The sequence below is a fragment of the Lysinibacillus sp. NPDC056959 genome (assembly GCF_042674095.1).
Taxonomy (GTDB): Bacteria; Bacillota; Bacilli; order Bacillales_A; family Planococcaceae; genus Lysinibacillus; species Lysinibacillus zambalensis.
Genome location: NZ_JBHURE010000010.1, coordinates 1 through 22413, shown reverse-complemented (window position 1 = coordinate 22413; position 22413 = coordinate 1). Strand labels below are relative to the sequence as shown.

15 protein-coding genes are annotated in these 22413 nt (G+C 37.7%); 7 read left to right on the top strand and 8 right to left on the bottom strand.

The window, feature by feature from the left end:
• Nucleotides 1–166: 166 nt before the first annotated feature.
• On the bottom strand, nt 167–1246 hold the full coding sequence (locus ACFTQ7_RS13295) for an acyl-CoA dehydrogenase family protein (RefSeq protein WP_386829281.1): 1080 nt from the start codon (nt 1244–1246) through the stop codon (nt 167–169).
• Complete coding sequence (locus tag ACFTQ7_RS13290) at nt 1243–2397, bottom strand: acyl-CoA dehydrogenase family protein (RefSeq protein ID WP_386829280.1); 1155 nt, start codon at nt 2395–2397, stop codon at nt 1243–1245. The genes ACFTQ7_RS13295 and ACFTQ7_RS13290 overlap by 4 nt, the downstream gene beginning before the upstream one ends.
• A gap of 219 nt (nt 2398–2616) precedes the next feature.
• On the opposite strand from ACFTQ7_RS13290, the gene rpoN reads away from it, so the two are divergent.
• The 7 genes from rpoN (at nt 2617) to ACFTQ7_RS13255 (ending at nt 15190) form a co-directional block, all read left to right on the top strand.
• Entirely contained in the window at nt 2617–3948 is a 1332-nt protein-coding gene (gene rpoN / locus ACFTQ7_RS13285) for an RNA polymerase factor sigma-54 (RefSeq protein WP_386829278.1), read from the top strand.
• Nucleotides 3949–4470: 522 nt separating this feature from the next.
• Entirely contained in the window at nt 4471–5886 is a 1416-nt protein-coding gene (locus tag ACFTQ7_RS13280; RefSeq protein ID WP_386829276.1) for an amino acid permease, read from the top strand.
• Between the two features lie 163 nt (nt 5887–6049).
• On the top strand, nt 6050–7693 hold the full coding sequence (locus ACFTQ7_RS13275) for a sigma-54 interaction domain-containing protein (protein ID WP_386829274.1): 1644 nt from the start codon (nt 6050–6052) through the stop codon (nt 7691–7693).
• Between the two features lie 347 nt (nt 7694–8040).
• The gene (locus tag ACFTQ7_RS13270; RefSeq protein ID WP_386829273.1) at nt 8041–9372 is read left to right on the top strand and encodes an aminotransferase family protein; all 1332 of its coding nucleotides are present in this window, start codon (nt 8041–8043) and stop codon (nt 9370–9372) included.
• Between the two features lie 215 nt (nt 9373–9587).
• The gene (locus tag ACFTQ7_RS13265; protein WP_386829271.1) at nt 9588–10985 is read left to right on the top strand and encodes an aldehyde dehydrogenase family protein; all 1398 of its coding nucleotides are present in this window, start codon (nt 9588–9590) and stop codon (nt 10983–10985) included.
• 178 nt (nt 10986–11163) lie between these two features.
• Nucleotides 11164–13188: a hydantoinase/oxoprolinase family protein gene (locus ACFTQ7_RS13260; RefSeq protein ID WP_386829270.1), complete on the top strand. Its 2025-nt coding sequence runs from the start codon at nt 11164–11166 to the stop codon at nt 13186–13188.
• Nucleotides 13189–13210: 22 nt separating this feature from the next.
• Nucleotides 13211–15190, top strand: a complete 1980-nt coding sequence (locus ACFTQ7_RS13255) for a hydantoinase B/oxoprolinase family protein (RefSeq protein WP_386829268.1) — start codon at nt 13211–13213, stop codon at nt 15188–15190.
• 252 nt (nt 15191–15442) lie between these two features.
• On the opposite strand, the gene ACFTQ7_RS13250 is transcribed toward ACFTQ7_RS13255, so the two are convergent.
• The 6 genes from ACFTQ7_RS13250 to ACFTQ7_RS13225 form a co-directional block, all read right to left on the bottom strand.
• Nucleotides 15443–15931, bottom strand: a complete 489-nt coding sequence (locus tag ACFTQ7_RS13250; RefSeq protein WP_386829267.1) for a hypothetical protein — start codon at nt 15929–15931, stop codon at nt 15443–15445.
• A 218-nt stretch (nt 15932–16149) separates the two neighbouring features.
• The gene (locus tag ACFTQ7_RS13245) at nt 16150–16791 is read right to left on the bottom strand and encodes a response regulator transcription factor (RefSeq protein WP_386829266.1); all 642 of its coding nucleotides are present in this window, start codon (nt 16789–16791) and stop codon (nt 16150–16152) included.
• A 347-nt stretch (nt 16792–17138) separates the two neighbouring features.
• Nucleotides 17139–18260 (bottom strand): N-methyl-L-tryptophan oxidase, encoded by a 1122-nt coding sequence (gene solA / locus ACFTQ7_RS13240; RefSeq protein WP_386829264.1) that lies wholly within the window; start codon nt 18258–18260, stop codon nt 17139–17141.
• Between the two features lie 131 nt (nt 18261–18391).
• On the bottom strand, nt 18392–19738 hold the full coding sequence (locus ACFTQ7_RS13235; RefSeq protein ID WP_386829262.1) for a uracil-xanthine permease family protein: 1347 nt from the start codon (nt 19736–19738) through the stop codon (nt 18392–18394).
• Nucleotides 19739–19777: 39 nt separating this feature from the next.
• A complete protein-coding gene (guaD, locus tag ACFTQ7_RS13230; RefSeq protein ID WP_386829261.1) occupies nt 19778–21145 on the bottom strand; it encodes a guanine deaminase in 1368 nt (455 codons plus the stop codon).
• A gap of 358 nt (nt 21146–21503) precedes the next feature.
• Nucleotides 21504–22413: LysR family transcriptional regulator (locus ACFTQ7_RS13225; RefSeq protein ID WP_386829259.1), on the bottom strand; the 910-nt coding region annotated here is incomplete at its 5' end.

The following is a 22413-nucleotide window of genomic DNA, read 5'->3' as shown; positions in this document are numbered from 1 at the left end:
AGGCATTAGGCCAACACGATGTTGGTCACTCAGTCGTTGCCACAGGACGTGGCGTTCTTAGACTGAGTTCCTCTATTTCAGCAGGTGTTTGGACACCCGCTGAAAAGTAACTTAAACCCTCATTCATCTCATCATCTATAGAGGTGGGGGACTTCTGTACCTGCCGCTACACTTTCGGTACAAAAGTGATTTGCTGAAAGAAGTTAGATGAAGTTAAATATTCCCATAGACTATCTCCGCTATTTTCTAATAGTTGAGTTGCGACCAAATTAGTCCAATAAGAGGTGCTGGCACCTTCATCGCGCCACGACCAAAGTCTACGGGTAAATTGATGCAAACTATGCTCGTGTGTTGTACCAATTGCAGCGTGCACTTGATGCGCAATTGTTGTCACTGCTTGAATAATTTCCTCGAAGCGAATGCAGGCATATGCAACTTCACTATTTTGATTGTTCATCTGAAGGGCTTCGGATACATTATTAAATGCTGCAAGAGCGACGGCTGTTTCACCTGCTAAATGTACAATATGCTGCTGGACGAGCTGGAAGCGATGAATCGGTCGCCCGAATTGCTCACGTTCTTTCGTATATTGAATAGTTAAATCATTTATTTTATCGACGGCACCAGTCATCAGTGCTAATTGAAAGGCAGAATTGAGTGTTGTTAAAGCATGTATATCGTCTAGAGATAAGGTAGCAGATACTTGTGAAACTGTAGCATCATGGAATATAACGGTATCACGTGGCTCGCCTGCTAAATTAGTACCTAGCTTCATTTCAGCGTGGCTTAAATCTATTTCTACAAGATGAGTACCCTCCGTGCTATAGGCAAGTGTCACTAGGTGTTTTGTATGACGTGCCCAAGGAATTTGAATCGCTTCTCCAGTTAATTTGCCATTCTCTAACGCAAAGGCTTGGTTAGGGCAGAGCATATACGTCGCCAAATCCTCAATTATTTGTAAACTAGTAAACTCTAATAAATAATTTGCAAATGTTGTTTCTGCAAATGGAATCGGTGCAGCGTATTTTCCAGTTAAACGAACAATATTCAATAAATCCTCTATGTCGCCACCTGCACCGCCATTTTCTTCTGAAATGGCTACAGCTGTCATACCGCTTTCTTTAAACAGATCCCATAGTTCTGGTGCCCAATGACCTTGTTCCACTGTATCGACTAACTCTTTATCGACTTTTTCTTTTAACATGCGCTCTACAACATCAACGATCATATCTTTCATTTCACTCATTGAGCTACAACCCCTTTCGCTACAACGCCATACAGTACTTCTGAAGTACCTCCTCGAATAGTGAAACCCGGTGCATGCAAAATGGATTCAGCCATAAAGCGATCGATTTTACGATGCGCATCAAGTGTTGGATAAGTCTGTACGATTAAGCGTGTGATTTCAGGAATACTTTGCTCAAATTTCGTACCGAGTGCCTTCACAAGTGCTGCAGGAATAGATACGTCTTCACCATTACCAGATTCTAAAAGCTGAGCTACTCCAATTGACAAATTACGTAGACCCCAAAGACGAGCTACTATTTTTGACGCTTGCTGTAACCCTTCTAAATTGTTTTGGCGCTTTAACTCTTGAATAAGCTCATCGATTAATGGGAATGTACTCATTATTCGCTCTGGACCACTACGCTCAAAGGCAAGCTCTGCTAATCCTTGAGCCCAACCATTACCGATTTCTCCAACAACCATATTGTCAGGTACAAAAACATTATCAAAGAACACTTCGTTGTAATGATGCTCACCAGTTAAAAATTTGATCGGAACAACAGTTATACCTTTTGCATGTAAATCGACAATCAACTGACTGAGCCCTGCATGTTTACTTTTCCCATCAAAAGGACTTGTACGTACTAAAGTCACCATATAGTGGCAAAGATGTGCGTTACTCGTCCATATTTTTTGTCCGTTGACAATCCATCCTCCCTCTACTTTTTCAGCGCGTGTGCTAACCGAAGCTAAGTCAGAGCCACTATTTGGTTCACTTAAACCTATGCCGAAATAGCATTCACCTTTCACAATTTTCGGTAAGAAATATTCACGCTGTTCTTCCGTTCCATACCGTAAAAGAAGTGGTCCTGTTTGGCGATCAGCAAACCAATGTGCTGCAACTGGAGCTCCAACGGCTAAAAATTCCTCCGTTAAAATGTATCGATCAATGGTACTCCTCTCTTGACCGCCATATTTTTTAGGCCAAGTTAAGCCAATCCAACCTTTTTGACCAATTAATTTAGAGAATTCAGGGTCATCTCCACTTAGCCAAGAGTCACATTTAGGCGTGAAAGTTCCTTTTGCTAATTCATCCTTTAGAAACGTTCGAACATCTAAGCGAAATTGCTCCTGCTCTTGTGTAAATTGCACAGTTGGTAATTGAAACATTTGATCACTCCTTATATTTTACCGTAATGTGGTAACTCTTATTGTATATGTGTATTTTATTATTGGTAATAACTGTAGTCAATTACTTTTTGGAATTATTAGAAAATTTTTGTTAGTGGAGTGATGAACTAAGTATCGAAAATAAAAAATCAGTGAAAAATGGAAAGATACAGAATAAACATGTTACTATGTAGAAAATTCCGTAATGGAGGTGTGGGCATGCAATTAGCTATCAAAACTTCCCAAAAAATAATGCAAGTTTTATCACCGCAATTAGTACAGCATTTAGAAATACTGCAATATTCAACAAATGAGTTAGAACAGTATATTTATGATAAGGCTACTGAAAATCCATTGTTAGTTGTCACGGATGCGACGGTAAAAATGCAATATGAGGAAATTATGCAATTAGCAAGCTATTCCGATAAGAGTTATTCTGTGCAAGCACCGCAATATCACTCATTTAACCCCATTGAGATGAAGTTTGCTGTAAAAGAAAGCTATGAGCAGTATTTATTGGAACAAGTACCTATGCATAAAAATCTATCTTCTGTAGATTTAAAAATCTTAACGTTTTTAATTCAATCGTTAGATGAACGCCTATTTTTAGATGTTGATGTAGAAATTGTCGCAAATAAATGTAATACAAATGTTTTGCATGTGGAGGCACTATTGGACTTACTTCAAACTTTCGAGCCTGTAGGAGTAGGGGCACGTAATTATAAGGAGTATTTACTTATTCAGGTAGACAGTGATGCGCTTGCACCGAAATTAGCCTCTCGATTTATCGAAGCGGATTTAGAGCTAGTAGCAGCGCAGGCTATTAAACAATTAAGTAAAAAGTATAAGACGTCTCTAAATAACGTGAAGAAAACTGTCGACTATATAAAAAGTTTAAAACCAGTGACGACAGGAGATAAATTCGAAGCGATCCCATTTGTCATTCCAGAAGTCGAAGTAGAAAGATTAGGAGAGGAATGGCTGATTAAATTAAATCGTGGATATTTACCAAACGTCACTATCGATAAACAATATGTTGAAATGCTAAAGAATGATCCGAACTGTAAAACATATTTTAACGACACAATGAAAGATGCTCTTTTATTATTACAAGGAATCGAACAGCGTGATAAAACATTGTACGAATTAGCTAGATTGCTAGTGGAATTGCAAGAAGATTTTTTCCATAATGGCATTGAAGCATTAAAGCCTATGCGGTTAAAAGATATTGCAGATATTTTAAGTCTACATGTTTCAACGATTAGTCGAGCTGTTCGTGGAAAATATATTAAAACCGCCCATGGTGTATATGCTTTACAATCGTTATTTACAAAAGGAGTAATGAATATTTCTGGAAAAATGGATTCTATTATGTATATTAAAAAACGGCTCAAACAGTTGATTGAGACAGAGGATAAACAAAAGCCGTTAACTGATCAACAGCTTACAAATACTTTGAGTGCTGAAGGTATCCAAATATCCAGACGAACAGTGGCGAAGTACAGGGAAGAGATGAATATTATGAGTTCCTTTAATCGAATGTATGGATAGGATAGATGATGTAAAAGAATAGTCATTGATGTATTTTTGCATCAAAACTTGAAAATCGCATATTAAAAGATTTGTAGATTTTCCTAACTAAGTAAATTTAAAGCTCATCAGCATAGCGTGAGGTTGATTTCCGTTCCGGCTGGGCGCTTTGTTGCTGTCGCTATGTTAGCACTACGCTTTCGCACAGAGCAGAGCTTCCTGGGGGCGTCCGATGAGCCGCTTCGCTGCGCTGCAGGGTCTCATCTGTGACGCTGATCCCCGAGGAGTCGCCCAGCCTCCACTCCAATCAACATATACATGGCATATGTTTTAACTTCATTCTAGTGGGTGTCCAAACATCCTTATCCCTGAATTTTTGTGATAAGACAATTTTCGGCAACAATAATCGATGTAAATAAAAATATTTTGAAGTTTTTGATAATTAGATAGATTTGGCATCAGAATTGCTCATTAAACGGTAGACATTGATGCAGAGGAAAGGGGTTAGTGAATGTCTACATAAAACACAAAAGGGGTGGTTTAATGGGGGCTTTGCAAAAATCACTGAAAACACGGCATATTACAATGATTTCCATTGGAGGGGTTATTGGAACAGGACTCTTCGTCGGGACAGGAAAAAATATTTTAAGTACCGGTCCGGCAGCGGTGATTTCATATGCGATTGCATGCTTACTCATAGTTCTGATCATGCAAATGGTTGGGGAAATGGCATCTGGAGAAATAGTATTAGGAAAGAAATCTGGGGGTTCAGCAGAACTAGGTTCATTTGCTTCTTATGCAGGGAAGTATATCGGTCCATGGGCAGGTTTTACAGTTGGCTGGCTTTATTGGGCAAGCTGGGTATTTATTGTAGGATTAGAAGCAGCGCTCATAGGGGGAATGCTGCATAATTGGTTCCCGATGATCCCAACATGGCTCGGAAGCGTAGGCATAACATTATTGATGACAATTGTTAATATTTATTCAGTAAAATCATTTGGTGAATTCGAATATTGGCTGTCCTTCGTTAAAGTTACGGCAATTATTGTATTTTTAGTTGTTGGTATAGCTATGATTTTAGGAATTTGGCCAAATTATGAACCAAAGGGATTAGGGATTTTAACGGAATTCGGTGGATTTGCACCAAATGGCATTGTACCAATTTTAACGGCAATTGTCTTTGTTATATTCTCCATTTGTGGTGCTGAGGTTGCAGCCATCGCGGCAGCAGAGTCTGAAAATCCAGCTAAAAATATTGTCCGCGCCATTCGCAACGTTGTTTTTCGATTAGGGTTATTTTTTGTAGGTTCAGTAGCTATTATGGTTTTAATTATCCCTTGGAATGATTCGAAAATTTTGGCAGCACCTTATGCAAATATTTTAACGATGGCAGGGCTTCCGATTGCTGCTCAACTTATTCAAATAGTCATTTTTATTTCACTAATCTCTGTGTTAAATTCTGCTCTTTATACAAGTTCACGTATGTTACTTGAAATGTCCCGACAAGGAGATGCACCAAAAATATTCTCACAGATTAAAAATCGCCGAGGTGTACCCGTACCAGCAGTAATTGGTAGTACGGTAGTAGCGTATATTTGTGCGATGTTATACTTCATTTCACCTGAAGTCATATTCTACTTTTTAGGTAATTGCGTTGGAGGATTAATGATTGCAGTTTATATTTTCATTGCTATTTCACAAATTCGTTTCCGGCGTTATTATGACAAAGTTTCAGATGAGCCATTATCGATTAGAATGTGGTTATTTCCATATTTGTCGTATGTCACAATTGGTATTTTAACAGTCGTTTATTTATGCCAAGCCCTCATCGAATCTTTACGTTCACAATTCTATTTAAGTACATTTGTATTAATTGGCTCAGTTGTATTGTTCATGATTATGCGAAAGCTATCGACAAGACCAGCGGAGCAAATAGAGGAAAAGCTAGCGTCAGAATAGAATATTACTGAATACAAAAAAATTCGCAATATTTCTGCGAGATATCAAGCCATGAAAGAACTTAAAGGATACTTTAAACCTTTTAGGCTTCCAGATGCCCCGTAGAAAGAGCGGATTTTTTTGTATGAAAAAGTTCTTTAAAGTTCAAGAGGGAGTGATCTAGATGTCGATAACTCAACTACATAAAGATGAGCACTTTTTTATTGTAAAAAATGATGAGGTAATGATTAGAAGTGATATCCAAATAGAGCTTCTTGAAAAAATAATTAAAAATTATTGTAAAGGAATAGAAACCTTTGAGGTAGAAGGCTATTTTATTCATGTATTAGATACTTCGCAGGGTAACTTATTTTATGTCAAACCAATTATGCAATATAACTATATAGACTTGATGAACCCTTTATCAATTAAAGTGTTAAACTCCATATCCGACGGTGTTACAGTATGTGATTGCGATGGCAAAATTTTATTTCAAAATGATATTGATATTGAAATTGTTGGCATTGATTTAATGGGGAAATATGCAAAAGACGCAATCGCTGAAGGAATAATGAGTGATTCTATTTCGATGAAAGTAATTGAGTCAAAAGAAAAAGTAACTATTTTGCAGACGTTCATAAATGGCAAATGTTTTTTAGTTTCAGGTAAGCCAATATTTGATGAATACGGAGAATTACAATATGTAGTTGCTATTACTCGTGATATGACACAATTAAAACTGTTAGAGAAAGAAGTAAAAAAATTAGAAGTCCAAAATGAGAATATTAAAAATAAGCTACATGCCTTACATAATAAAGAAAACACAAAAAGTAGTTTAATAGCTGTGTCTTCAGAAATGATGCAGGTTGTAGAGCGTGTTATGAGAGTTGCAGTGGTAGATTCAACTGTATTAATCGGTGGTGAATCGGGCGTAGGTAAAGAGGAAATTACGAAGCTTATTCATGCAAATAGCCGACGTCACAATAAGCAAATTTTAACGATTAACTGTAGTGCAATCCCTGAGAATTTATTGGAATCTGAACTTTTCGGCTATGAGGCAGGAGCATTTACTGGAGCGTCAAGAGGTGGTAAGGCTGGGTTATTTGAAATTGCGTCAGGAGGTACAGTGTTTTTAGATGAAATTGGTGAGATGCCATTACTACTACAGGCGAAATTATTACGTGTCCTCCAAGAATCTGAGGTTCAGCGTTTAGGTAGTGGAAAGCCTATTCCAATTGATGTACGCATAATCGCTGCGACAAATCGAAATTTAGCTGAAATGGTGAGGCAAGGTCATTTTCGTGAGGACTTATATTATCGTTTAAATATTATCCCGATTGAAATTCCCCCTCTAAGATATCGTCGTCAAGATATCATCCCGCTAGTCTACCATTTTTTAGCTGTTGTTGAAGAAAAATATGGGATCCATCGAACAATTGAGTCATCTGCAATGAAAATATTAGAGTGTTATGATTGGCCAGGAAATGTACGTCAACTTAAAAATATGGTGGAGCGTATTTGCTTGCTAGCAACTCAACCAGAAATAACAGCATATATTGTGCAACAAGAGTTAGATAGTAACCCAATTATACGTGATATAGAAAATCCTGTAGAAATACAAAACATCCAGGAACAAGTTGTAACCCAGAAGTTTAGTGGTACTTTAAAGGAGCAAGTAGTCGCGTTTGAAAAACAGATTATAAAAGAAGCTCTATCTAAATTTCCGAGTATCCGGCAGGCTGCTAAATCACTTGGCTGTGATCAATCAACATTAGTACGTAAAATACAAAAGTTGCAATTAACAAAACAAATTTCATATAAGGACTAGTGATGTATTTTCGCATCATAACTTCATCCGTGCACAATAACTAGCAATATTGCAATACTCACTAATTAATACAAGAAAAATGATGAAATACATCATAAACATGTTAATAGATTTAGAAGAAAAGGGACATTTTCAAAAATGAAAGCGTTCCTTTTTCATTCTGTTACAGTTATTGTGAAGCGGCTCATCGGACGCCCCCAGGAAAGCGCCCAGCCGGAACGGAAATCAACCACACGCTATGAAAATGTGCAATATTTTTTCGTTAAAAGAGATTTTTTTCATCAGTTGGCATGAGAATTGCTATTAAAAAAGTGTATGAAATTTTAAACGAAAAGAGGTTGGCATTAATGACAATTCAACTAAAAGAAGAGTTAAAAACGTTAGATCAAAAACATTTTCTACATCCGACAACGTCGATCGAACAACAGCAAACACAAGGTCCAGCTGCCATTTTTACAGAGGGCAATGGCATTTATTTAAAAGATATAGAAGGAAATATATACATTGATGGCATGTCGTCTTTATGGAATGTAAATATCGGGCATGGCCGTAAAGAAATTGCCGAAGTAGCGAAAGAGCAAATCTCTACATTAGCATTTAGTTCCTGCTTCGCATCATTTAGCAATGAACCAGCTATCCGTTTAGCGACGAAAATCGCATCTTTAACTCCGGGAGACTTAAATACTGTATTTTTCACTTCAGGTGGCTCAGAGTCGAACGATACAGCGATTAAATTAGCACGTCATTACTGGTTACTTAAAGGGCAGCCAGAGCGTCAAAAAATTATTTCTCGTACACATTCATACCATGGTGTAGCTATGGGGGCTACAAGTGCGACAGGCTTACAAGCATTCCGTGACTTTACCAATTCACACGCCCCTGATTTCCACTATGTATACAGCGAATCTGTACGTAATTTACGTGAAACGATTGAAACATTAGGCCCTGAGACTGTCGCTGCATTTATTTCTGAGCCCGTACAAGGAGCAGGTGGAGTTAATATTCCACAAAAAGATTATTTTAAAGAAGTGCGAAAAATTTGTGATGAGTACGGTATTTTATTCATTGCGGATGAAGTTATTACGGGGTTTGGTCGTACAGGAAAATTCTTCGGTATGGAACATTACGGGGTAGTGCCTGATATGTTGTCTTTCGCTAAAGGAGTATCAAGTGGCTATGTTCAACTTGGTGGTGTGGCGATATCCGAAACAATTCATCAAGATTTATGTGAGCTTTCTAAAGGGACATTCATGCACGGATATACTTACAGCGGTCATGCACTCGCTTGTCAAGTTGGATTGAAAAATATAGAAATTCTTGAGCAAGAAAATCTCGTTGAAAATGCTGCAAACATGGGGGAGACCATGTTAGAAGGATTCCGAGCATTGCAAGAAAAGTATAGCTTTATCGGTCGTGTGCGTACGCTAGGATTACTTGGAGCCATTGAATTAGTGAAGTGCCGTGAGACGTGTGAATTGTTTGAGACTGCTCTTAGTCCGATTTTTGTTCAGGAAACGATGAAACGAGGATTGATTCTACGAACGGTTACGTACGATCAAGATACAGTTGTTTTTTCTCCACCTCTCATTCTATCAAAAGTAGAGCTAGATGAAATGTTACGTATTTTAGACGAGACATTTGAACATATACGTAAAACAATTGTTGAAAAAGCGATTTAACTTCTTTCAGCAAATGTTTTGGTAGCGAAAGCAAAGCGTCAGCTACAAGTGTTTTGGTAAAGCAAAGCTTCAGCTATAAACGCTGAAAGAAGTTAAAAGCCTCCGGCGGATGTCATGGAATCGGCTTTGTGCAACACAAAGCCGATTCCGGATGCAATTATGCCTAGGCATAATTGATATAGGTGTAAACGATTATTATTTGAAGGAGGAGTTTCATGACAACGATCGTTAGAGAAATACGAGAGCAATTTAACCCGGCGAAACCATCCCAATGTATTGGCCAAGTTGAGCTTTTGACAATAGATGAAACGCAAGAAGTTATCGTTGCAGCTCAGGAAGCATTTGAAGGGTGGAAAAATACGTCTTCGGTTACACGTGGAGAAATTTTACGCGTGACAGCTGACTTGCTTGAGAAAAATATTGATAAAGTAGCTGAAGTAGCTTCGAGTGAAATGGGTAAAACGAAAAATGAAATGCTTGGTGAAGTGAAACGTGGTGCTTCCATTTTACGTTATTTTGCACAAGAAGGAATGCGTGCAAAAGGAGAAGTATTACCTTCTGCCAATGAAGCAAAATTATTGTATACAATGCGAGTACCACTTGGTGTCGTTGCTGCCATAACGCCTTGGAATTTCCCTGTCGCTATTCCACTATGGAAAATTGCACCTGCATTAGTATATGGCAATACAGTTGTTTGGAAACCATCAATTGAAAGCGCTTTAACCGGTAAAATAATAGGCGAGTTATTCCAACAAGCAGGCCTGCCAGAAAACGTATTAAATGTCGTACAAGGCCGAGGTTCAAAGGTAGGGCAAGTATTATTGGAGGCACCTGAAGTAAAGGCGATTACATTTACAGGTTCGAATGGTGTGGGTCAAAGTATTTTAGATACAGCTGGATCTACGAATAAAAAAATTCAGCTCGAACTTGGAGGCAAAAATGCAGCGATCATTTTAGCTGATGCTAATATAAATCAAGCTGCAAAATTAACAATTGAAGGTGCGATGAAGCAAACGGGACAGCGTTGTACAGCAACTAGTCGAGTTTATATCGAGGAAACAGTTTATGACAAGGTATTAGAGCAATTAATCGAAGAAGCTAAAAAAATTGAAGTTGGTGTCACGATGGGGCCTGTGTCATCCAAAGGGCAGTATGATTCTATTTTATCCGCCATCGAAAAAGCAAAAGATGAGGGTGCGGAGCTTGAATTTGGCGGAGGTCCTACAAAAGGTATGTCAGAAGGATACTATATTGATCCAACCATATTTACGAATGTAACCCACGAGATGTCGATTGCTCATGAAGAGATTTTTGGACCAGTTTTAGCTGTCATCAAAGTAAAAGATTATGAAGAAGCGATTCGATTATCGAATGATACTAATTTTGGATTGAGTGCTTCTATTTATACAAATAACATTCCGAAAGCATTTGATTTTATTAATCGTAGTGAAGTTGGACTTGTACAGGTTAACGATGAAACGGGTGGAGCAGAGCCTCAAGCACCATTTGGAGGGGTGAAAAACTCAAGTACTGGTGCCCGTGAGCAGGGGCAGGCGGCAAAAGAGTTCTTTACAACGTTTAAAACAATTACGATTGGCACAAAAAGCGAGTAAAAAGTTTATCGTGAAAGAAATTTAAAATAGACAACAAAATAATATATGTCACATATGCCTCGATGTAATGGCCCAGATTTTTCTCAAATTGTACGCGGAAATTTTAAAAAAATCAGGGACAATCGCTCGAGGCATTAGCTTTTTACAAAAAGATAAATAAACGAAAGAAGGTAGAGCTATGAGACATAGTCGTTTAGCAATTGATGTCGGTGGAACGTTTACAGATGTATTTGTTTTTAATGAAGAGACGGGAGAAGTATTTGTCACAAAAACGTCGTCGACACCTGCAAATCCGGAGCAAGGAATTTTAAATGGAGTAGCAAAAGCAGAACTAAATGGCAAAGATATTAAAATTTTTTCTCACGGCACAACAGTTGGAACAAATGCGTTAATTGAGCGTAAACTGCCAAAAACAGCTCTTATTACGACGAAAGGCTTTAGAGATGTCATCGAAATTCGCCGGGGAACGAAAGAAGATATTTGGGACACATACAAAGATACTGCAAGGCCTTATATTCAACGACGGGATCGATTTGAAGTGACAGAACGAATAGATTATGAAGGAAATATTCTTCAGACTATTGATGAAGAGGAAATCCGTTTATTAGCAAAAAAGTTAAAACGTCGGGGAACTGAATCCATTGCAGTATGTTTCATCAATGCCTATGTGAACGGGGAAAATGAGGCGAAAGTAAAAGAGATTTTAAAAGAGGAATTACCGGATATTTATGTTTGTATTTCAAGTGAGGTGCTTCCGGAAATTTTTGAGCATGAGCGTATGAGTACAACAATTATTAATGCCGTTCTTGGGCCAATTATGAGTAATTACATTAGTAAATTAAGTAATGAAATGCATAAAAAGGGCTATGACGATGAAATATTAGTATTACACTCTGGTGGCGGTGTCATGACTTCAAGTACAGTTCCTCGCTATGCTGCTCGATTGGCGAGTTCTGGGATAGCTGCAGGCGCAATTGCAAGTAAGCATATCGCAAAGCTGTGTGGATTTGACAATGCCATTGGCTTAGATATGGGTGGTACAAGTACTGATATTTCACTGATGTATAAGGGGGATATACGAATCACAAAGGATTGGTCTATAGAATATGGCTATCCAATCGGTTTCCCGAGCATTGAAATATTAACAATAGGAGCCGGTGGAGGTAGCCTTGCTTGGCAAGATGAAGGCGGTTCTTTACGAAATGGACCACAAAGTGCAGGGGCAGTACCAGGGCCAGCTTGCTATGGCCAAGGAGGCACGGAGCCCACAAACTCAGATGCAAATTTAGTGTTAGGACGCCTAGGTGTAGATTTGTTAGATGGAAAGATGCAATTAAATAAAGAGGCGGCAAGAGCTGCTGTGACAACAATCGCAAATGCATTCGATCAATCAGTTGAAGAAGCGGCAAGTGCCATTATAGAAGTTGCAAACGCCAATATGAGTGATGCAGTTCGCTTGATTTCAGTACGGATAGGCTATGATCCGCGTGATTTTGCACTTGTAGCTTTTGGTGGTGCAGGCCCATTACACGGTGCTTATTTGGCAAAAGATTTAAACATCCCAAAAGTCATTATTCCTACGCATCCAGGTGTAGCTGCAGCAATGGGATGTTTACTAGTAGATGTACGCCATGATATTTCTAAAACGTATGTGAAAAAATTTGATGAAGTACGTGAAGAGGAGCTTACAAATCAATTTAATGAATTGCGAGAAGAGGCAAGAGCTTTATTAGAAGAGGAAGGAATAGCAGAAAACACATCAACATTAACGAATTATATAGAATTGCGTTATAAGGGACAATGGAGATCTCTAGCTGTTCTTGTATCCGATCAAATCACTTCCTTAGATACTATTTTAGAAGCTTTCCATAAAGAACATGAACGCGAATTTGCATTTTCTGATAAGGGTCAAACTGTAGAAATATTTGGCCTACGAGTAACGGCTATAGGAACAGTACCAAAGCCTAATTTCCCACAATATGTTGCTGAAGGCTCACTGGAGGATGCTTTTAAAGAAACACGGCCTGTTTATTTTGAGGGAGAATATATAGAAACAAACGTTTATAACCGCGATAAAATACCTGTTAACACACAGTTTGCTGGTCCAGCCATTATCAATCAGCTGGATACGACGACCGTTATTCCACCAGGATTTACTGCGGAAGTAGATGTCTATAAAAATATCATTATAACAGTGAACTAATAGTGATAAGGGGGAATGGGCGATGAGTACAACAAAATTGGAGACAAATCATAAGGTCCAAAATCTAGACCCAGTAACATTTGAAGTGTTAAAAAACGGCTTTGTCAATTTAGTGGATCAAATGGCTGAACAAATGCTGCGTACATGCTACTCATTTGTTATTTATAATCGAGACTTTAGCTGTGCATTATGCGATGCACAGGGGAATACCGTTATGCAAGGAACGCAAGATATTTCCGTTCACGTAGGGACATTACATTTAACGGCAAAAGCTGTCTTAGAGGATTTCGCGGATGATATCCATCCAGGTGATGTATTTTTAGTAAATGATCCTTATCGTGGAGGAACACATTTCAGTGATGTACGTGTGATTTTACCAGTGTTCCATGATGATAAACTAATTGCACTCATGCAAACAAATGGACATTGGGCAGATGTCGGCGGTTCTAATCCAGGTTCTTTTGATATTACAGCTAAAGAACATTACGGGGAAGGTCTACGGATCCCCCCTGTCCGCATTTATAGTAAAGGTCAATATTTAACCGATGTAGTGAAGATTATTGTTATGAATATGCGTATTCCGGAAGAACGTATTGGAGATTTGCGGTCTCAAGTGGAAGCGGCGAAAGTTGGGGAAAAACAACTCAAGGAAATGATTGAAAAGTACGGCATTCAGACAGTACTAGTAGCTTTTGAAGAAGTTCAAAATTATGTAGAACGATTAATGAGAGCGAAGATTAAAGCTTTACCAAAAGGTCAGTGGGAAACGGTGGACTATATCGATATGGACCCACAAGTAGGGGATGGTCTCATCCCAATTCGTGTGAAAATGACCATTACGGAGGATGAAATAGCTTATGATTTAAGTGATTCACATCCTTATATTAGCTGTTTTTTAAATGCAGGGTTTGGCTCAGCGCTTTCTGGTACTTATGCAGGAACCAAAACATTTTTCCCAGAGATTCCGCTGAACTCAGGATTTTATCGTGTTGTGAAAATATTCCTCCCTGAAAACTCTGTCGTCAACGCACCTAGTCCAGTAGCTGTCTCTGGCTATTGTTCAGGAGCGTTTGAAAAAATTATGAATGCTTGCTTTGAATTATGGTCAAATATTATGCCTGAACGCGCTATCGCATGTTCATTTAATTTAGAATATTTATTAGTAGGTGGGTATGATCAACGAAGAGACGGTAGTGAATGCTTTATGTGGTATGACTGGATGGCTGGTGGCCACGGTGGACGTATTGACCGTGATGGTGCGAATACTACCTCACCAGTGTTCGGTGTAGGCTTAAGTGTTCAACCATGCGAGGGGCAAGAACGTTTGTCACCAGTTGTTACAACGAAGCATGAAATCATTATAGATTCTGCTGGTCCAGGTAAATACCGTGGCGGCTGTGGTGTAGAAAAGGGAGGCGTTTTAACGAATGTAAACCAAACAGTGATGTCCTATTGCTGTGATCGGTCTCGTTCCATTACATGGGGCATTATGGGCGGATTACCTTCTATTGCACAAGGGGCTATTTTAAATCCAAGCAAAAAGGAAGAAAAATTTTTAGGCACAATCTTCTCCAATGTTGAGTTGAAGAATGGAGATTCCTTTACACGTCCATCAGCTGGAGGTGGTGGTTTGGGTGACCCATTAGCACGAGATGTAAACGCTGTTTTAGAGGATGTAATTGATGAATATGTTTCGATTGAGCGTGCAAAGCTTGATTATGGCGTAGTCATCCATGAAATTGACCGTGATATGGATGACTTTGAAATTGATTTGGTAGCAACAGTAAAAGAACGCGATTATATCCGCAATAACCGCCATCGATGGCTGGAAACAGATCCAATTGAAGTTGAGCAGATGTATAACAAAGGTGAAATTAATCAAATGGATGTTGTTCGAAAATATGGTGTTATTATGGATTACCAAACAAATAAAGCATTGCCGATCTCAACAGAGCAATACCGAGAAGTGATGAAAAAACGTTCTTTGGCGTATTGGGAATAGACATAACGTTCTAGCGTATTGGGTCAAGTATCAACTAACTTTAATCATAAATAAGAGAGTAGTTCACACTACTCTCTTTGCGAAATAAGGGTATACAAATTTTTAATGTCGAGTAATGCATATATAATGAAAAATATTACTACATAACTTAAAAAATCTAAAGGTAAAGTGTTATTGTTTAATATGCCAATATTACTTAGAATTTTTTGAATCACCAATGTAAGAAACATAGCCAATCCAATCATTAAAAGGTTACGGAGCAATGACATTACACACCATTTTAGTTATAGAGTTACTGTTTCTATACTTATTACAAAACTTTTGTGCGCCCCAATCTAATAATTTATCAGCTAACCAAGTGAGGCCAGCAGCTGCTAATACTCCGGCAGCCCAAACCAGTAGTGGTGGTACAAATGGTGAAATTGAAGGATCTTCTTCTAGAGAATAATATACGTTCTCAGCCTCATCAGAAGATAAATTTTCTAAGTATACTGCTACTTGATGAGAGGTTTCTTTATCTAAACCTCTAGAAACAGCTTTATCTTCATCAAAATCAAAGGATTTCGTATCTTTATTATAAGTAGAAGATTCATAGATAGCTAAGGCTACTTGTTCATAATAATCTTCGTCAGCAAAAGAATTTTCTGCGTGAGCAAAAGATGGAAGAACACCAATAAATAAACAAAGTGACAACAATACAACAAACGCTTTAAATGAATTTTTTTTCGTAAATTGAATCATTTTATGACCTCCTTTTTTTAAAATAGTCAATGTGAATTCAAGTAATATAAACCTTAAATTTAAATATTTACCAATGACTTATTTTCATTCTATCATGGTATTGTAACTTAATGACCACAAATAAACCGCAATATGACCACAAGATTGTTAACGGTTAGCACTGTATTTTCTTCGGTTTTATGAATAGAAAAGTCACTTGACTATTCGATTATTAATTTTTATAGCAAGCCGATTTTTCTGATTTTTTCAACAGCTTCTATTCTTGAATATACTTGTAGTTTTTTGAAAATCTTTGTTAAACGATATTCAACTGTACGTAAGCTGACAAATAAATTTTCTGCTATTTCTTTATTTGTTTTTCCAGCAGCCACTAATTTAAGCACTGCTAGTTCATCTTTTTTGAGGTCATATTGAATTAACTGATGCATTATTTCTATTTTGTTCTTTTGGGTACCTGCTAGTTTTAATTGTCGTAATAATTTCACTGGCATCATGGCATTCCCATCTAGAGCGGAGCGTATTGCCATAATAAGATTTTCCTTAGAGGCTGTTTTGCAAACAAAGCTAGTAACATCTGATTCTATTAAAATATTGAAAAAAGGTTCAATTTTGTAGCCTGTGTAGATAATTTTAATTGCTTCAGAATTTAATTGTCCCACTTTTTTTACAAATCTTTGATCATTTAAAAAGGGCATGTTTATATCAAATAAAAAAATATCAAATGTTTGTTGGGAGAGGGCAACCAAAGTTTCCTCATCAGTTTTTACAACAGTGACATAGAAATCACTTTCTTGCTCCAATAATAATTTTATACCTTCCCCAACAGCCTTGTGATTATCTACTACTAAAATATTTACCAATATTATATCTCCTTTGCATAAAATGAACTATTATTTTTAAGATATCTTATATAATGCATTATACCTAATCTTGCTTGCGAAGGGGATATTGATTTTCTATACAACCATACATAGATTTTAAGGGGGAGGTATTTTACAAACTGAAAACAGATTATTTCATGGTGATTCAGAAGGAAGAGTTTACAAGTTATAGAGGATAAAAGGGGTATTATGTAATGAAGAGAGCGAAAGAAATTTAGATTTTACAATTGCAGATTTATCGCTTTTATAGCTCTGTTTATCTAGTTTTCACGTAAAAAGGAATTTGTCTCAAAAGCTAGTGGAGACAAATTCCTTTAGAGGATCTTTTATTTTGTAAAACGATTTAGTTTAAATAGAGATAAGTCCTGTTTACTCTTTCCTTGTAGGGTAAGATCAGCTAATACCTCACCCACTGCACTACTGAATTTAAAACCATGTCCTGAGAAGCCCGCTGCAATGATAATATTTCGATACTCAGGTAAAAAATCAATAATGAAATTCTCATCTGGTGTCAACGAATATTTACATGTTTTGCCGAATTTCAACACACCGTGCTGAGGCATAAAACGATTGATAAAATTTTGTAAATCTATTGCATCCTGTTCGTCGAATGGGCGTAGCGGATCATTTGGATTGACAGCCTCACCGCCATCATGTCTGCCAAGCTTTAGGCCTGCTCCATTGATACTAGGAAAACCATAGTACATGGAATCAGTAAATTCAAAACAATAGGCTGGGAAAATATCTTCACGATAAAGCTGCTCATCAGCCTCAAACCATGCAAATGTTTTTCGCGTCGGTGTTACAGGGATGGTGATGTCCATTGTTTGTAGTGACTCAGTTGCCCAAGCACCAGCAGTTACAATTAAATGTTTAGCTTCGTAAATATTATTTAATGTTTGGACACGGACAATTTCACCAGCTTTGATGTTCTGCACTTTTTCATTTGTATGTAAGGTTGCTCCTGCCTCAATAGCTAATTTTTTATAAGCACTAATGCAGGCTTCTACACGAAGGACACCGGCAGTAGGCTCAAAGCAAGCAACAAAGTTTTCAGGTAAGGATAATCCAGGCCATTTTATCATTGCTTCAGCCGCAGAATACTGCTCTAATGCTAAATCATAGAGCCTAGCACTTGTTTTCACATTTTGAATAAAAGGATGGGTCTCTTCACCGACATTCATTACACCTGTTTGTAAAAATAAAGCTTCATCCGTTAACGTTTCAAGCTCTTTCCATAATTCACCTGCTCTTTTGACAAAAGGGACATAGCTAGCGCCTTCACCATACGCAAAGCGAATAATTCTCGTTTCCCCATGATGACTACCTTCTTCGTGAGGAGGATTAAAGGCATCAATCATCAAGACATTTTTTCCTGCTTTCGCTAAATGGTAGCCTGCAGCCATCCCCATCGAGCCTGCACCAATAATAATTACGTCATATATCATGTTATCCCCTACCTTTTTGCTCGAGTATAACAAAATAAAAGGGAGCGGGACAGAAATTTCAGAAAATAATTTAAAAAAGAAAATGCACAATCTCACTAGGAGGTTGTGCATTTGAATAAACGTTTTAAAAGCTATTTCGTGCTTGGTAATATTTTATTTAACAATATGGCTACTATAGCGGCTGTTGCTATTGGAGAGCTGAATAAATATTGAACGGTTGTTGGTAATGAGTATAAGAAATCTTTAGGGAGTAATGTAAGGGCTAATGTTAAAATCACTGGTACAGCGATTACATACATTTCCTTTTCACCGATGTTTTCATTTTTCATTACTTGTAAACCACTAATCGCAATAATGCCACAAACGATCACGAATACACCACCGATAACTGCTGAAGGAATAGCAGAAATAAGAGCAGCTAATTTACCAGAGAAGCCGAATAAAATAAACCAAAAACCTGCAGCAATAAAAACACGGCGGCTTGCGATACCTGTAATCGATATCACACCTGCATTTGTTGAATAGCCAGTAACAGGAGTTGAGCCTAGTAATGATGCAATAAAACAACCAATTCCTTCGCCGATAACTCCACGATTAATTTGTTTATCAGTTAATGGCTGATCAATGACGTTACTCACTGCAAACCATGTACCTGTTGTTTCTGCCATTAGGACGATATATATAATCACCATTGTAATAATAGCTGAAAAATTAAACGTGAAGCTAAAATCTGCAAATGGAACTTGAGGCATACTAAACCATTTTGCTTGTGACACGGCTGATAAATCTAAAACACCCATAATATTTGCAGCAAGACACCCTGCGATTAAAGCGATAATTACTGAAGCGATACGAAATACGCGCCCTTTTTTATTAAAGACAGAGCCTAGCATAACGCAAAGAATTAGAACGATAGCTGAAGTGAAAGCTAAATAGATGTTTTGGTTAATAGATGCGCCTGCCGCATTAAAAATGTTATTACTTAAACCTACAGGCATTAATGAAAGACCTACAACAAAGATAATTGTCCCACCGACAATTGGTGGAATGAACGTTTTCACGATTTTATTGAATATACCTGTAAACCCTAAAATAATTACTAAGATGGCGCCGACTAAACTTGCTCCTAGCACAGTACTCCAACCGAGATCTCCACTACCACTCGTTGCATAAATTCCTACAATTGCACCGATTGGAACATATGAAGGACCTTGTGCTATCGGTAACTTCATGCAAAAGTGAGTTTGAATAATTGTTGCAATCCCTGCTGCAATGAAGGTTGATTGAATTAATGCGCTTGATTGACCAGATTGTAAGCCGATTAACATGGCAATTAAGAACGGGACTACGTAGACGTCCATCGCCATGACGTGCTGTAAACCGAGTAGAGCTGATTGACCGAATGACACCTTCTCATCTGGTAAAACTGTTAACTGCTGATTTTTGTCGTTAGCTAATTTGTTATGTTGCGTTTCCACTTAGATGCACACCTCAAAGTTGTAAATTTAGAATTTTATTTATGATCTAACGTGAACCTTATTTCCTTGTACCCAAACTTCACGGATATTTTCGGGGCGCACAAGATACATAATTTTTTGGAAAATATCCTGTAAATCTTCCTTATCATCAAAAATAGGAAGTTTTGCAGAAGGTAACTTTGTATCGATAACTTGTACATCCCACGTGTAGCTTTCTTGTAATCGACCAATTGGTAGGCTTAAGCTTTCTCCGCCACCTGCTGTTGCTAAATAAAATGCTTCATTAATCGTAATACGTGAACTTGGGACACCACGTTTTTCAGCAGAAAGAGATGTATCGACACCGTCTTCTAGCATTCTAGATGACATGACTGCTTGTCTAGCATTATCGAATAGGCTAGGTGAGAAACCGCCGGAAATATCTGACCCTAATCCGATATCAACGCCTTTTGCATGGAAGCGGGCGATTGGAATGACGCTATTTGCAAAATAAGCATTGGAAATTGGACAATGACCAATTGCTGTGCCTGTTTCAGCAAATAGTTGTGCATCATCATCATTTAAGAAATTACTATGCGCCATGACAGACTTATCGCCTAATAGACCAAAATCATGTAAGGCAAAGGCGTCATTTTTCTTAAATCGTTCCTTTACGTAGTCATGCTCCCAATCGCTTTCACTACAATGTGACTGGATATGTGTATCGTATTTAGCAGCTAATTCTCCCAAGCCTTTTAGTGCCTCGTCTGTACAGCTTGGAATAAAGCGTGGTGTGACAACTGGATAAACACCTTGTTTCGTTGATTTGGCTAATTCCTTCACAGCTACAATAAATTCTTCTGTATCTTTGAGTGCAGTTTGAGTATTTGCATCTCGATAATAGTCTGGATTTTGTTCAGGATCATCCATCACAACTTTCCCGACTAGACCTCGTTGACCTTTTTCAGCACAAATTTTCGCTAATAGTAGGCTTGCTTCTTTATGGACAGTTGCAAAATAGAGCGATGTAGTAGTTCCGTTTGCAAGTAGAGAACTTACTAAATCGTCATAGACCTCTTGTGCAAACTCTAAATCGGAGAATTTGGATTCGATAGGGAAGGTGTATGTGTTCAGCCAGTCATAAAGTGGAATATCTAATGCAGTTCCAGCCTGTGCCCATTGTGGCGCATGTACATGCAAATCGACAAAGCCAGGTAAGAAATATTGTCCATCGGCTAATGGATGGAAATTTTCTTGATGTTGATATGTAGTTAGTAGATTATGATAGTCTGCATGCTCAGGAGATACTGTTTTCGCAATCATCCCATCAGCATTGATGAAGAATAAATAATCCTTTAAAATTTGTACTTCAGTAGGAGACTTACTAGAAAAAGCTGTCCCTCTGAAAATTAACGTATATTCAGTCATGAAATCCACCTTAATGTTCGTGTATTATTGAATTCAAGGATTATTATAGGTCGTTAAATATGTTTTGTCTATAAAAAAGCGAATGTTGATAGATTTATTTAAGGTTTTTAAACGGAGTTCACTATTTTTTTACAGCTTTTATAAGTATTGAGATGGATCATCGCCAAAATTGGGATGGCATTTGTAAAACATATATTAGTATAGTTGATCTTCGTTCCAACTGGGCGACTCCTTGGGGATCAGATGGTGATGAGATATTTGCGATATAGTAGGATTGAAATTTTTTACAAGTGAAAAACTACACAAAAATTTGTTATTATACAAATTTTATGTAGTTCAAACTTGTGAAAAATATCTGTTATGAAATTGAATCATTGATGATGTTAATAAAAGTATTAAAGGTCGAAGAGGTATTTTGTTCATTTTTTCTTGTGCAAAGATAAATAGGTCGCTGAATATCGATGTCTTTTATAAAAACTCGAGCTACTTGCTGTCGTTGAATAAAGCCCGATGCCGCTATGGACGGAGCTAACATCGTACCATATCCAGCTGCAATGGCGTGAATGGATTCGTTGATGCCGTCCAGTTGTAGCCCTACTCGTGGTGGTGGGATTTTATGAACTTTACATAAAGCGTTTAAATATTCTTTCGTAGAGCTACCATCTTCTCGTGAAACAAATGGCTGCTGCATTAATTCCGTTAATGTCACTTTCTGATCTGCCAGCGGATGACCGTAGGGGACGATAAACCAATAATCGAGATTCATGAGAAATTGATAATTAATATCTGGATGATGGCCATCCTCTTTTACGATAAAAGCCATATCAACCTTATAGTGAAGTAATTCTTCAATAACCTGCTGGGAATTAGCCGTTTTTATGTGGATATGAGTATTCGGATAGGCTTGTTTATATTTTGCGAGCCATTTTGGTAGTAAAAAATGAGATGGAACATGGGTAGAAGCAATCTGTAATTCTTCATTACCAGTGTTTTTTAATTGCCCCAACTTATTTTCAATATCCATTTCTAAATCAAATAACCGTCGTGCCTGTTTAAATAAATATTCTCCGTTTGGTGTTAAGGTAATTCCTCGACCTTTAGATTCTAAAAGGGTTAGGCCAAGTTCTTTTTCTAAATTTCTCATTTGAATGGTAACGGCAGGTTGACTAATCATTAGAGCTTCCGCGGCCTTCGAAACACTACTGAGTTCGGCAACTTTTGTGAATAATCTAAGAGCATGTAAATTCATTATGTATCCCACCTGATAT